This window comes from Aquimarina amphilecti, assembly GCF_900109375.1.
GTDB classification, from domain to species: domain Bacteria; phylum Bacteroidota; class Bacteroidia; order Flavobacteriales; family Flavobacteriaceae; genus Aquimarina; species Aquimarina amphilecti.
On sequence record NZ_FOAB01000012.1, the window covers coordinates 1 to 13,263 of the forward strand.

General features: G+C 32.3%; 11 protein-coding genes. 3 read left to right on the forward strand and 8 right to left on the reverse strand.

Annotated features, from left to right (window positions below; all coding sequences use genetic code 11):
• Window positions 1-592 precede the first annotated feature (592 nt).
• On the reverse strand, window positions 593-1,297 hold the full coding sequence (locus BMY33_RS22245; protein WP_091412624.1) for a DUF4294 domain-containing protein: 705 nt from the start codon (window positions 1,295-1,297) through the stop codon (window positions 593-595).
• A 107-nt stretch (window positions 1,298-1,404) separates the two neighbouring features.
• On the opposite strand from BMY33_RS22245, the gene BMY33_RS22250 reads away from it, so the two are divergent.
• Window positions 1,405-2,529 carry a M42 family metallopeptidase gene (locus tag BMY33_RS22250; RefSeq protein WP_091412625.1) on the forward strand — a complete coding sequence of 375 codons (1,125 nt, stop codon included), beginning with the start codon at window positions 1,405-1,407 and terminating at the stop codon, window positions 2,527-2,529.
• Between the two features lie 49 nt (window positions 2,530-2,578).
• Here BMY33_RS22250 and acs read toward each other — a convergent pair whose 3' ends face one another.
• The 7 genes from acs to BMY33_RS22290 form a co-directional block, all read right to left on the reverse strand.
• Entirely contained in the window at window positions 2,579-4,519 is a 1,941-nt protein-coding gene (acs, locus tag BMY33_RS22255) for an acetate--CoA ligase (protein WP_280139551.1), read from the reverse strand.
• Between the two features lie 104 nt (window positions 4,520-4,623).
• Complete coding sequence (locus BMY33_RS22260; RefSeq protein WP_091412630.1) at window positions 4,624-4,989, reverse strand: response regulator transcription factor; 366 nt, start codon at window positions 4,987-4,989, stop codon at window positions 4,624-4,626.
• 65 nt (window positions 4,990-5,054) lie between these two features.
• A complete protein-coding gene (locus BMY33_RS22265; protein WP_091412633.1) occupies window positions 5,055-7,760 on the reverse strand; it encodes a sensor histidine kinase in 2,706 nt (901 codons plus the stop codon).
• A gap of 258 nt (window positions 7,761-8,018) precedes the next feature.
• Entirely contained in the window at window positions 8,019-9,809 is a 1,791-nt protein-coding gene (locus BMY33_RS22275) for a sodium:solute symporter family protein (RefSeq protein ID WP_091412638.1), read from the reverse strand.
• A gap of 152 nt (window positions 9,810-9,961) precedes the next feature.
• Window positions 9,962-10,225: a DUF4212 domain-containing protein gene (locus BMY33_RS22280; RefSeq protein WP_091412640.1), complete on the reverse strand. Its 264-nt coding sequence runs from the start codon at window positions 10,223-10,225 to the stop codon at window positions 9,962-9,964.
• An 11-nt stretch (window positions 10,226-10,236) separates the two neighbouring features.
• Window positions 10,237-11,469, reverse strand: coding sequence for a hypothetical protein (locus tag BMY33_RS22285; RefSeq protein WP_091412643.1), 1,233 nt, complete (start codon window positions 11,467-11,469; stop codon window positions 10,237-10,239).
• A 110-nt stretch (window positions 11,470-11,579) separates the two neighbouring features.
• On the reverse strand, window positions 11,580-11,999 hold the full coding sequence (locus BMY33_RS22290; protein ID WP_091412645.1) for an IS1/IS1595 family N-terminal zinc-binding domain-containing protein: 420 nt from the start codon (window positions 11,997-11,999) through the stop codon (window positions 11,580-11,582).
• Window positions 12,000-12,152: 153 nt separating this feature from the next.
• Between BMY33_RS22290 and BMY33_RS22295 the strand changes: the two genes are divergently transcribed.
• Window positions 12,153-12,707: an NUDIX hydrolase gene (locus BMY33_RS22295; RefSeq protein WP_091412647.1), complete on the forward strand. Its 555-nt coding sequence runs from the start codon at window positions 12,153-12,155 to the stop codon at window positions 12,705-12,707.
• A gap of 94 nt (window positions 12,708-12,801) precedes the next feature.
• A complete protein-coding gene (locus BMY33_RS22300; RefSeq protein WP_091412650.1) occupies window positions 12,802-13,254 on the forward strand; it encodes a Dps family protein in 453 nt (150 codons plus the stop codon).
• Window positions 13,255-13,263: the final 9 nt, after the last annotated feature.

Genomic DNA, 13,263 nt, shown 5'->3' on the forward strand with positions numbered 1-13,263 from the left:
CGAAAACAATCTTCATTGCCAGTCGTTAATCGTAAATTACCAAGGAATCGAACCCCAAAAATGAACCTAATCACCCTACTCCAGTATAACTTTTATTCTTATGAACTTCGCTTGTTTCTCAAAGCGGGTGCAAATATACAACCACTTTTTAATTCCACAAAACTTTTTTGAAAAAAAATTAAAGTTTTTTTTAGAACCTAAATCAAATTAAAACAAAACAATAAAGCCCCGTAAAACCTAACCTAACAAACAAAATCAATCTCAATGAACTAACAAAACAATATCCCGTTTTGCGGGTGCAAACATACAACCCTTTTTCTAATCAACAACAAAAAAAATAAGTATTTTTTTAAAGAAATTTAGAACTCTCTGGTTTTTAAAAAGTTGGAAAGCGAAGATAATAAAATTAATCAAAATATAAGGTAAAAGTTTTTAATAATATACTTAAACTTCTTCACTCTCTAAATACTATAACAAACACTAAGTTAACACTTTGAACAAAACACTTAATTAATCAGGATCAAAATCTAAAAGTTTCAAATGAAAGGTAATCATCAGGAAGTGTCCCGTAAATAATGAAAATAAAACAACACTAATTCTTAGTAGCAGTAGTTTTTATAGTGTCATTCCATTTATTCCTAAGATCATAAAAACTAAAATCCAATGCAGTTTTTTGTTCTTCTAATATATTAGACTGGAAACTTCTTTGTAATATATCTTCAATCCAATAATCTTCTTCAATGTTAATTGGGTCATATTCTTCCTTCAAAGAAATACTAAAAAGCTTAGCTGTACTATTATACCAGAAAGCTTTCCAACCACTCCTATACTCCTTTACTAAATCAAACATTGTCTGACCAGTTTGTCTATGTATTAACTTTACCAAAATCTGACCTTCAGTACGAGTCATTTTCTTTAACTCTGCCGTAAATTCTTCCTCCATATACTTTTGAAGAATTTTAATATACTTTTTACGAGCTTTTTTAGACTTAATACTTTTTAATCTTTCATTTAACTCTGTTAATCTGTCTGACGCCAGTTTAGCATACGGATATACTTTTCTTGTTTTACGTCTTAATATAAGGTACTTTCTTCTTGCTAATCTATCTTTAAACTTTAGCTTACCCAATATTACTACCTCATCAAGATCAATAGCATCATGTGGTATTGTATCTCCTTCTATAATATAGTACTGCACATACCCCGTAGAATCGGTTTTTATTGAATCTATTTCTTTTTGACACAAAACGGTCAATGGAAATGATATCATCAATATGTACATTATTTTTTTCTGCATAATAGATTGTGATCTTCTAAAATCATTCCAAAATTAACAATAAACAGTTTGTAAAGTGTAAAATCTTTGTGAATATTATTAACTTCGTACAAAACAAACTTATATAAATGGCTAAAAAAAGTATACTAAATAAAAAGTCTTTGACTTTTCTAGAGAAGTATTTGAACAATGCAGCGCCTACAGGTTATGAATGGGAAGGACAAAAAATCTGGATGGATTATTTAACACCATATGTAGATGATTTTATTACCGATACGTATGGAACTGCTGTTGGCGTCATTAATCCTAAAGCTAAATACAAAGTAGTAATTGAAGGACATGCTGATGAAATTTCATGGTACGTAAACTATATTACAGACAATGGTTTAATTTATGTGATAAGAAATGGTGGTAGTGATCATCAAATAGCAACGTCAAAACGCGTAAACATTCATACCAAAAAAGGAATTGTACAAGGCGTATTTGGCTGGCCTGCTATACATACTAGAAATAAAGCAAAAGAAGAAGCTCCTAAATTAAATAATATATGCATTGATGTTGGATGTAATACTAAAGAAGAAGTTTTAGCTCTTGGAGTTCACGTTGGTTGTGTCATAACATATCCTGATGAATTTTTTATTCTTAATAAAGATAAATTTGTTTGTCGCGCATTAGATAATAGAATGGGTGGCTTTATGATCGCTGAAGTTGCTCGTTTATTAAAAGAGAATAAAGACAAACTTGATTTTGGTCTTTATATTACTAATTCTGTACAAGAAGAAATAGGTCTTAGAGGTGCCGAAATGATAACACATACTATACAACCTGATGTTGCTATAGTTACAGATGTTTGTCATGACACAACAACTCCCATGATCGAAAGGAAAACTCAAGGTGAAACCAAAATAGGTGATGGTCCCGTAATCTCCTATGCTCCTGCTGTACAAAACAGACTTAGAGAATTGTTAATTGATACTGCAGAAAAGAAAAAAATACCTTTTCAGCGTATGGCTTCTAGCAGATCTACAGGGACAGACACTGATGCATTTGCATATAGCAATGGTGGTGTTGCTTCTGCTTTGATTTCTTTGCCGCTGCGCTACATGCATACTACTGTAGAAATGGTTCATAGAGATGATGTAGAAAATGTTATTCGCCTTATTTATGAAAGTTTACTTTCTATAAAACCAGGAGAAACTTTTAGTTATTTTGAAAAACCTAAACCAAGAACAAGAGCTAAATCAAAAAAATAACAAATAAAAAAAAGCCTCTGAAATATGAGGCTTTTTTTATTTATAACACCTATAAAGCATTATCCATTATCTCTTGAACAATCTCAGGGTTTAATAGTGTACTAGTGTCCCCAAGATTAGATGTATCTTTGGAAGCTATTTTCCTTAAGATTCGTCTCATTATTTTACCACTTCTTGTTTTTGGCAATCCAGGTACAAATTGTATTTTATCTAATTTTGCAATTGGACCTATGCGTTCCGTAATCTGTTGATTGACCTCTTTACTTAAATTATCACGATCTCTAGATTCTCCTACTTCTTTAAGAATTACAAAACCATACAAAGCATTTCCTTTAATATCATGAGGGAATCCAACAATAGCAGATTCTGCAACCGCAGGGTGCTCATTAATAGCATCTTCTATCGGAGCAGTACCTAAATTATGTCCTGAAACAATAATCACATCATCTACTCTACCTGTTATTCTATAATATCCAACTTCATCTCTAAACGCTCCATCTCCAGTAAAATATTTATTTTCGAATGCGGAAAAATACGTTTCTCTATATCGTTTATGATTACCCCAAATTGTCCTAGCCATTGACGGCCAAGGAAATTTAATACACAATCGACCCTCTACCTGGTTACCTGCAATTTCGCTTCCATTTTCATCCATTAATACTGGTTGTACGCCCGGCATTGGCAATGTAGCATATGTAGGCTTAGTTGGTGTTGCAAATGGTATTGGTGAAATTAGAATACCTCCTGTTTCGGTTTGCCACCAAGTATCTACAATAGGACACTTCTTTTCTCCAACATGATCATTATACCAATGCCAAGCCTCTTCATTAATTGGTTCTCCAACTGTACCTAATACTTTTAGGCTTGATAGATCGTATTCAGTAACATAATCTAAATTTTCTTTTGCCAAAGCTCGTATTGCGGTTGGCGCAGTATAAAACTGGGTAATCTTATGTTTTTGAACAATATCCCAAAACCTACCAAAATCAGGATAAGAAGGCACACCTTCGAACATTACCGTTGTAGCTCCATTAGCTAATGGACCATATACGATATATGAGTGTCCTGTAATCCAACCAATATCCGCAGTACACCAATAAATATCATCTTCTCTATATTGAAAAACATTTTTAAAACTATAAGCCGTATATACCATATAACCAGCTGTAGTATGCATCATTCCTTTTGGTTTGCCGGTAGATCCAGAAGTATAGAGTATAAACAAAGGATCCTCTGCGTCCATAATCTCCGGAATACATTCTTCATCAGCGCTATCCAACAAAGGTTGTAACCATTCATCTCGATCGGACTTCATCTGTATATCAGAGTTTATTCTTTTTACTACTAAAACTGAGGTAATACCTGGACAATCTTCTAAGGCATCATCAACTATACCTTTTAAGTCAATTGTTTTAGCCCCTCTATAAGATCCGTCTGATGTAATCACCATTTTAGCGTCGCAATCATTAATTCTTGTAGATAATGCTGTAGCAGAAAACCCGGCAAATACAACAGAATGAATAGCTCCTATTCTAGCACAAGCTAATACTGAAACAGCCAGCTCTGGAATCATTGGAAGATAAATACATACTCTATCACCTTTTTTAATTCCTTTACTTTTAAGAACATTTGCAAATTTACAAACTCTTCTATGGAGTTCATTATAGGTAATATGCTCTGCAGGTTCTTGAGGATCGTTAGGTTCGAATAAAATAGCCGTTTTATTACCTCGAACATATAAGTGTCTATCGATACAATTTTCTGTAATATTTAGTTGAGCTCCTTCAAACCATTTTACCTCTGGTTTGGTGAAATCCCAGTCTAACACTTTGTCCCATTTTTTTCTCCACAAAAAATGCTCTTCTGCCACCTCTCCCCAAAAAGTTTCTGGGTTACGAACAGACTTTCGATAAACCTGAAAATACTCTTCAAGATGTTTTATGTGATAATTACTCATTATAGTTGGTTTTATATTTTTTAAACGTTCAATTTTTAATAACCATTTTACCTTTCAAAATTATTTAGGCAAACAACACTTTTCTGTAGCTAAAAAACTACTAATTACATATTTTCTAAACTTTACATCATCTTCTTTTATTCAATTAAATTGTTTATCTCCGCAATAATTTTTTTGACCGAAAATGGTTTCGTAAGGTATTTATCAACCCCCATTTCTAGACCTTTTTCTATATCGGATGATTTATTTTTAGCTGTTAAAAAGACAACCTTAACGTCTTTTGTTTTTTCGTTTTCTCTTATATATCTAAGTGTTTGGTAACCATCTACATTTGGCATCATGATATCCAATAGTATTACACTTGGTATATGAGTTTCTAATATTTGGATTGCTTCACTCCCATCCCTTGCTATATATACTTCAAAACCTTGTTTTTTAAATGAATATTCTAACGACATCACTATATTCGGTTCATCATCAACTATTAGAATTTTTTTCTGCATCTCTTGTTTTTTTATCTTTTTGTAAGATAAAAATTTCTTTGACTTTTCATCCTAAAATCCATCTACTACTCTTCTATTTTTAGATTCTTTGGTAAATCAATCATAAACATCGCTCCTTTACTATAAGAATCATCAATACGTATAACACCATTATGGCCTTCTATTATCTTTTTACAAATTGCTAACCCCAATCCACTTCCTATAGGTTTTTTTATATTTTGGTTATGAGATTGATAAAATTTTTCGAATATACGTTTAGCGTCATTCCTTGGAATACCCTTACCATTATCCTGCACAGAAATTCTTATGAAATCATCTTTCTCTACAACAGCGACTTCAATAAATCCTTCATTCTTGTCTACGAACTTAATTCCGTTGGATAACAGGTTCGTTAACACTTGTAGCATTCTATCCTCATCATACAAAGCTATTATTTGGTCCGAAGACTTAATTAATGAAACTGATATACATTTTTGTTTCGCTATTGTATATACTCCAGCAATTGAATTTTCTACAGTTTCTACTATATTTTTATTTTTTTTATCAAAAACTTCTCTTCCCGACCCTAATTTCTCTAAATCTAATATGTTATGGATCAATGTAGACAGCCTTTCTGAATCCTTTAAAATAGTATCCAAAAACTGAATCCTCAAATTATTTGATATATCATCATCGTTATCTAACAATACTTCTGATGCCGCTCTTATAGAGGTTATTGGAGTTTTTAATTCATGAGCTACTGTATCCAAAAACTCATCCTTTATTTTATCCTGTAGTTTAAGTTCTTCATTCGCCTTCTTTAGGTCATCTGTAAGCTTGACAAGCTCTTCTGATCTTTGCCTTAAAAATTTATTCGTAGAAATTGTTTTTTTACTTTCCTCTAAAATTTTTAAAACCTCTACTAGAGTTACAGGCTGCTCTTTTACCACACTTGCAATTAAAATTCGAGAAGAAGCTCCTCCAATACTTCCGGTAAGCAGTTTTTCGGAAAAGTTTATTAATCTAGAATCCGCTTTCTTTATATCAACCGGAAGATCATGCTTCGCATAAAAGAGTGTTAATGCTCGTTCTGTTCTTTGAATACCTAAAAACCTAATTAATAAGTTTTTTATATCCGAAACATAAGCCTCTCCTTTCCAAACATAAGCGCTTTCTTGCAAAGAATCATAACTATTATTTACAAACATTTCTGCATAGTTACGCTCTCTATAATTACCTTTTCTAGAAAGTGATAAGGACAAATAAATAATTGTATTAAAGAACATACTCCAAAAAAAAGCATGTGTAACAGGCGTCATAAAATCAATACCAAACAACTGATAAGGTCGCAATAATTCTATACCAAAGGCTCCATTTGCTATAAAATCAGTACTACCTATAATTATATCTAAAACAAAAGGTAGGATTAATGTATATATTGTTATAAATGTACCTGCAATGATTCCAGATTTAGCGGCTATTGCAGAGCCTCTATTCCAAAATAAACCAATGAAAAACGCTGGCGCTAGTTGTGCAATAATCACAAAAGATATTTGACCTATTGAAAATAAAGATAATTGCACATTAAAATTGATATAAAACAAATAAGCACCTACTATCAAAGAAAAAATCGCAATTCTTCTAATGTTTTTAATATAGTTAGAGTTTCGTTCGGGATGACTTCTACTAAACTTATCAAGAAATCCATATGGTATAATTAAATTATTACTAAGCATTACGGATAAGGCTAATGTGGAAACAACTACCATAGATATTACTGCAGAGAATCCACCAAGAAATACTAAAATCGCGAGAATCATATTGTTATTTTGTAATGGTAGCAATAACGTATAATAATCAGGATTCAAATTTTCACCAAGACTTAATTTACCTCCCCAAGCAACAAATATCACAAACACATTAAACAACAAAAGGTAAAGCGGAAATAACCAAATAGCTTTTTTTAAATGAGACTCTGAAGTGTTTTCAATAACCGACACTTGAAACTGTCTAGGTAATAAAAAAATAGCAAAGAACGATAGAGCTATCATAAAATACCAATTGATACCAGCCTCTAATCCAGAGAAAGTAATTAAAGATTCAAAATTCTCGGAAGACGAAATTTTTTCATAAATATCGGTTGTACCATCAAATAGGAAATAAGTAACATATACCCCTATGATCAAAAAGAAAACTAATTTCAGTACAGATTCTACAGCAACGGAAAACACTATCCCTTGCCTCCTTCTTGTAGCATCTGTTACTTGCGTTCCGAAAAATGCAGCAAACAAAGCTAAAAGAACAGCCACATAAAAGGTAGTATCCTGAAAAATGGAAGTTGAAGATGAAATTGTATCCTTCGAAATAATTGCAAAGGTTTCCGAAATTGCTTTTAACTGCAATGATATATATGGCAAAATCCCTAATACACAAATTAACGTAACTAATGCTCCTAAAGAACGGTTATTACCATAGCGCAATGACATAAAATCAGCGATACTGGATACTTTTTGCTGTTTAGAAATTCTGATAATTTTTTTAAGCAAAATAATCCATAGGGGAAATGCAATAACAGGCCCCAAATAGGTAGTTAAAAAACTTATTCCAGAAGTAGCTGCAATACCTACACTGCCATAGTATGTCCAAGCAGAACAGTATACCGCAAGTGATAACGAATAAACATAAGCATTATTCACCCAACTACTCTTTGCCCTTTTTTCTGCCCAGAAGGCAATTCCAAATAAAAATGCTAAATAGGCAACAATTATAAATATTAACACGTAGTTATTCATGATACCTTTTTAAAATAAGAGCAGACACTACAATTGCTAAAGCCCAAATCAAGAAAATAAAGAAGTACATTATAGGAAACCCAAACACACTTCCAAATTGATTAAATATTAAGACTAAGGGAATATTGAATAACAACAATAAAACCAATGATAATATGATTAATTTTTGCTGATGACGTTTCTTCATTTATAACCTGTATAGTTTATAAACCTAAGCGATCCACAATAATACTGAATCACTTAGGTCATATATTTCTTTTAATGATCGATAGCTGCTCCTGCTTCACTTGGAATTCTAATATTATCTACGATCTCTTGCACATCTTTAGGAGGTGCGCTAGTAAACTTACATACTACTAACGAAACAACGAAGTTAATGACCATCGCCACTGCACCAAAACCTTCAGGAGATATCCCAAACCACCATTCGCTTGATGGAGGAAGCGTTTCATCAAACCATCCAAGTTTATATTTGATCATATACAATAACATACATAATATTCCAACAATCATTCCTGCAACTGCACCTTCTTTATTCATTCTTTTGTAAAAAATACCCAATACTATTGCTGGAAAAAAGGAGGCTGCTGCCAAACCAAAAGCCAGTGCCACTACTGCTGCCACAAATCCAGGAGGGTTTATTCCAAAGTATCCCGCTACGCATACTGCAGCTACTGCAGAAAGACGAGCAGCAATAAGCTCTCCTTTTTCAGAAATATCCGGTTTGATCATTTTTTTAATCAAATCGTGTGATACTGAAGATGATATTACTAACAATAAACCAGCTGCCGTAGACAAAGCTGCTGCCAACCCACCTGCAGCTACTAAAGCTATTACCCAGTTAGGAAGGTTTGCGATTTCTGGATTTGCCAATACCATAATATCTCTATCTACAAATAATTCATTTTTTGTAGCAGCATTCACATTAGTAATTACTCTTTCGCCATTTTCACCACGATTTTCACCGTCAAAAATTGGTTTATTTTTATTTCCTTTCACAGAATGCCCATTAGCATACTGAACTTGACCATCTCCATTTTTATCCGTCCATCCAAGCAATCCTGTATCTTCCCAGTTCTTAAACCACTCTGGAAGCTCTTCATATTTTTTATTTTGCACAGACTCGATTAAGTTTGTTTTAGCAAAAACAGCAACCGCAGGAGCAGTAGTATATAAAATAGCTATTAATAACAAAGCATATCCTGCAGATTTACGAGCATCTTTAACTCTTTTAACTGTAAAAAACCTAACTATCACATGTGGTAGTCCCGCTGTACCAACCATCAATGCCAATGTTATCGCAAAAACATCTAGTGTTGATTTTGAACCATCTGTATAAGCTGCAAAACCAAGTTCTGTACTAAGCCCATCCAACTTATCTAACAAATACATTTCAGATCCATCTGTCACTGTACCACCAAAACCTAATTGTGGAATAGGGTTCCCTGTCATTTGGATAGAAATAAAGATTGCAGGTACCATAAAAGCAAATATTAATACACAATATTGCGCTACCTGGGTATATGTAATACCTTTCATTCCCCCTAATACAGCATAAAAAAGAACAATTATCATCCCTATAATTACACCTGTATTAATATCAACTTCTAAAAATCGAGAAAAAACAATTCCTACACCTCTCATTTGTCCGGCTACATAGGTGAAAGAAACCAATAAAGCACAGAATACAGCTACTGACCTTGCTGTCTTAGAATAATATCTATCTCCTATAAAGTCCGGCACTGTGAATTTCCCAAATTTCCGAAGGTATGGAGCTAATAATAAAGCTAATAAAACATAACCTCCTGTCCATCCCATCAAATAAACAGCTCCATCATATCCAGCAAATGCAATAATCCCTGCCATCGATATAAATGAAGCAGCACTCATCCAATCAGCAGCAGTTGCCATACCATTGGCTAAAGGAGAAACCCCTCCTCCTGCTACGTAAAATTCTTTTGTCGAACTGGCTCTAGACCAGATAGCAATACCTATATATAATGCAAACGTTACTCCTACTAGGATATACGTCCATAATTGAACACTCATAATTTCATTTCTTAAATTGTTACACTAATTTATTTCTAACATTGGGAGATTTGGATTTCCCAAGAGATTCTTTTTGAATAGAATAAAATTTTAAAACCTTATTCTCAAGATTGATTCAAAGATTGCAGATAATCTAAATATAGTTATCTACATTAATCTTTATCGTAGCCATATTTTTTATCCAACTTGTTCATTAAACGTACATATACAAATATCAAAACAACGAATACATAAATAGAACCTTGTTGAGCAAACCAAAAGCCAAGGCGGAAACCACCTAGTCGTATATTATTTAAAGCATCTTTAAATAAAATACCTGCTCCATATGATACTAAAAACCATATTGCAAGAAGAATAAAAAGATATTTGACATTTTCTTTCCAATAGGCTTTAGCCTTTTTCTGTTTTTCTATCATAATTCTGGATTTTATAAGTATATCATGGCTTGCAAGGTTAACAAACCTTGTGCATCATTATCACCATACTTTGTGTTTTGATACTCTAATGTTAGTTTAGAGTTATGTCCACTAATATATGCATTAGCTCCTATACCAAAACTGGTAGCATTATCATCAATAGCATCTATCGATCTTGTTTTTAATAAAGCATAGGGTTGAAATTTTATTTTCTTATCCGCATTAGGAATTACATATCCCACATGTCCGTACAACATGGATCCTGTTTCATAAGTTTGTCCCAATGTAAAATTCTCTCCATAATCATTATTCTGATACGTAGCATATGCAGTTATAGCCGAACCATTATCTCCAATTGGAGCATCATAAAAAGCATCAACCGCAAAAATTGCAACATTTTCTCCTTCTAAAGTACCATCTGCATTTGCACGAACACTCCCATCGGGATGATAAAAGAATCCCGCACCTACATTAAACACTTTTTTACCACCTAAATAAGTTCCTACTTTGTAAGGTAAGAAATTTGATTCTTTGTCCATGAAATTATACTCGAAATATCCAGCAAAATTCTTTCCCGCATCTTTAGATCCTAACAACCTGCGCCCTGCATATACTGCAGGCCCATTAGCCACAGGATCGGTTGCTTCCTGAAGATTATTGGTTAAAGACTCATTCACAGCAACCTGATATTGAAATTTACCAAAAGAACCTTTAGCATAAATCCCAATATGACGTGCAAATTGATCTGACAATCCTATGGTGGCCCATGATTGTCTGTTATTATCTAAAGTCATCATATTAAGTGTACTCTGATTATTTAATCTAGAAATCCCATTCCAATAATGTAAACCACCACCAATTGCGTGATTCGCTCCAAGACTATATTGTACCCAAACTCCATGAAAAAACAATTGAGAGCTTTCTCCGAGCCCAGTAGGACTTTGATTATTAGCATTTAAACTATTTAATCCAAAATGAGTAAGAATAAGAAAATCTTTATTTATTTGTGAATACAACAATATACGAGCTCTTCTAATACTAAGATTAGTTTTACTTACATCATCAGGAACATCATCATTATATTGCGCCCAAAATTGAGCCCAAGAAATTACTCTAAAATATTTCGAGCCATCCTCATTAAGCTTCACTTTTAATCCTCCTGTATAATCAGGGGAACCTTGTGAATACGAATACTGAAAAGTACAAAGAACTATACCTATCAGCAATATTATTTTTTTAAACATTGAGTTCTAAAGATTAGATTAGTAATAAAATGATATTGTGCACACCACTAATCTCTTAAAAACCACGAGTTAAATAAAAACTAATATAGCTTTTTGTTAATTTGTTATATTTATTTACGAAAACGCTCCCATTTTATAAGCATAAACTTATCCCCTAACTCAGTCACAACAAAACCTGCACCTGATAAATTATCTAAATCTTGAAAATATTTTGACAACTCTGAACCATTAAGAATTTTATAAGTTGGGTGATAATCATAATTATATGGCCTTTTTATATTATACTTTTTCACCCAGTTCATTATACTAACATGTGAAACTCCCAAAATCCGCTCTATTTCTCTATACGTCAAACCTTCTAAATACAACTGAAGCGCCTTATTCACATAGTAATCATCAATTTTCTTTCCTATTTTGTTTACTGAAAAATAATAATCACACGATTTACATCGATATCTCTGCCTATTATTAACTACACCGCTCTTTATGTACCTATTAGAACCACAGTTTGGACAGGTTTGAATTTTCATATATATTTAATTTGCATAAATATATTAATTTAGCAATAAAAAATTAATAATTATTAACATCAAAATCTAACAAATACTTATTTATCCTTAACTTTTAATATTAAAATCGTTAAGTTTTATAAATTATAATGCTAATTTAATTTCTTTGCGTTTATGGCGGATGAACTAATAGACATATTGGATAAAAACGGTGAATTCACGGGAGAAGTAAGATTAAAATCCGAAGCGCATCAACTAGGGCTTTATCACGCAAGTGTCCATATATGGCTATACACAAACGATAAAAAAGTGTTACTGCAAAAAAGAGCCAAGAATAAAGACACTTATCCAAGTCTTTGGGATGTATCCGTTGCAGGACATATCTCTGCAAATGAATCCAAGGAAGATTCAGCTATACGGGAAATTGAAGAAGAAATTGGTTTATCTCTGAACAAAAAAGATCTAGATTTTATTGGAAGTTATCTATCAGAAAAACAACCAACCATTAAGATAATAGATAAGGAGTATCATTATATATACTTAGTAAAGTTAACCCAACCAATAGAAAAGCTTACTCTCCAAAAAGAAGAAGTTGATGATGTTAAACTAATTCCTATTGAACAGATAAAAAATGATTTAAAGAATTTAGAAACCACAAAACAATACGTTCCTCACGATATTGAATATTATAATTTTATTCTTAAAGAAATCACAAATCGATTCGAATAATACCTCAATTACTAGTAACTATCGTAACTTTAAAATAAACATTCAAAACTATAGTATTTTTGTATTGAAATTAAAAAACCAATAAACAAAAACTATGAAAAATTCAAATAATACTACCGTAAAAGAATTAAATGTTCTATTAGCTGATTATCATTTATACTATCAAAAGCTTAGAAACTTTCATTGGAACATAACTGGACGGAATTTTTTTGAGTTACATCTTAAGTTTGAAGAGCTATATGAAGATGCTAAATTAAAAATTGACGAAATAGCCGAAAGAATTTTAACTCTTAGAGCAAAACCTATCAGCAATTATAGTTCTTACCTAACAACTTCTTCTCTAAAAGAAGCTGAAACTAATTTAGTAGATCACGAAATGGTGACTATGATTCTTAGAGATCATGATACTATTTTAAAACAATTAAAAATAGTTACAAAGAAAGCCGAGGAAGCAGGAGATGATGGAACCTTAGACATTACTGGAACATATATTGCGGATTTAGAAAAAACAAGCTGGATGTTAGATGCTTGGAATCAAAAAAGTTAAAACTCATAT

What these genes read in the sequence shown, in the direction of transcription:
- BMY33_RS22245 (WP_091412624.1), bottom strand. Translation starts at nt 1,297, where the DNA reads ATGCAGAAAAAAATAATGTACATATTGATGATATCATTTCCATTGACC.
- BMY33_RS22250 (WP_091412625.1), top strand. Translation starts at nt 1,405, where the DNA reads ATGGCTAAAAAAAGTATACTAAATAAAAAGTCTTTGACTTTTCTAGAG.
- BMY33_RS22260 (WP_091412630.1), bottom strand. Translation starts at nt 4,989, where the DNA reads ATGCAGAAAAAAATTCTAATAGTTGATGATGAACCGAATATAGTGATG.
- BMY33_RS22265 (WP_091412633.1), bottom strand. Translation starts at nt 7,760, where the DNA reads ATGAATAACTACGTGTTAATATTTATAATTGTTGCCTATTTAGCATTT.
- BMY33_RS22275 (WP_091412638.1), bottom strand. Translation starts at nt 9,809, where the DNA reads ATGAGTGTTCAATTATGGACGTATATCCTAGTAGGAGTAACGTTTGCA.
- BMY33_RS22280 (WP_091412640.1), bottom strand. Translation starts at nt 10,225, where the DNA reads ATGATAGAAAAACAGAAAAAGGCTAAAGCCTATTGGAAAGAAAATGTC.
- BMY33_RS22285 (WP_091412643.1), bottom strand. Translation starts at nt 11,469, where the DNA reads ATGTTTAAAAAAATAATATTGCTGATAGGTATAGTTCTTTGTACTTTT.
- BMY33_RS22290 (WP_091412645.1), bottom strand. Translation starts at nt 11,999, where the DNA reads ATGAAAATTCAAACCTGTCCAAACTGTGGTTCTAATAGGTACATAAAG.
- BMY33_RS22295 (WP_091412647.1), top strand. Translation starts at nt 12,153, where the DNA reads ATGGCGGATGAACTAATAGACATATTGGATAAAAACGGTGAATTCACG.
- BMY33_RS22300 (WP_091412650.1), top strand. Translation starts at nt 12,802, where the DNA reads ATGAAAAATTCAAATAATACTACCGTAAAAGAATTAAATGTTCTATTA.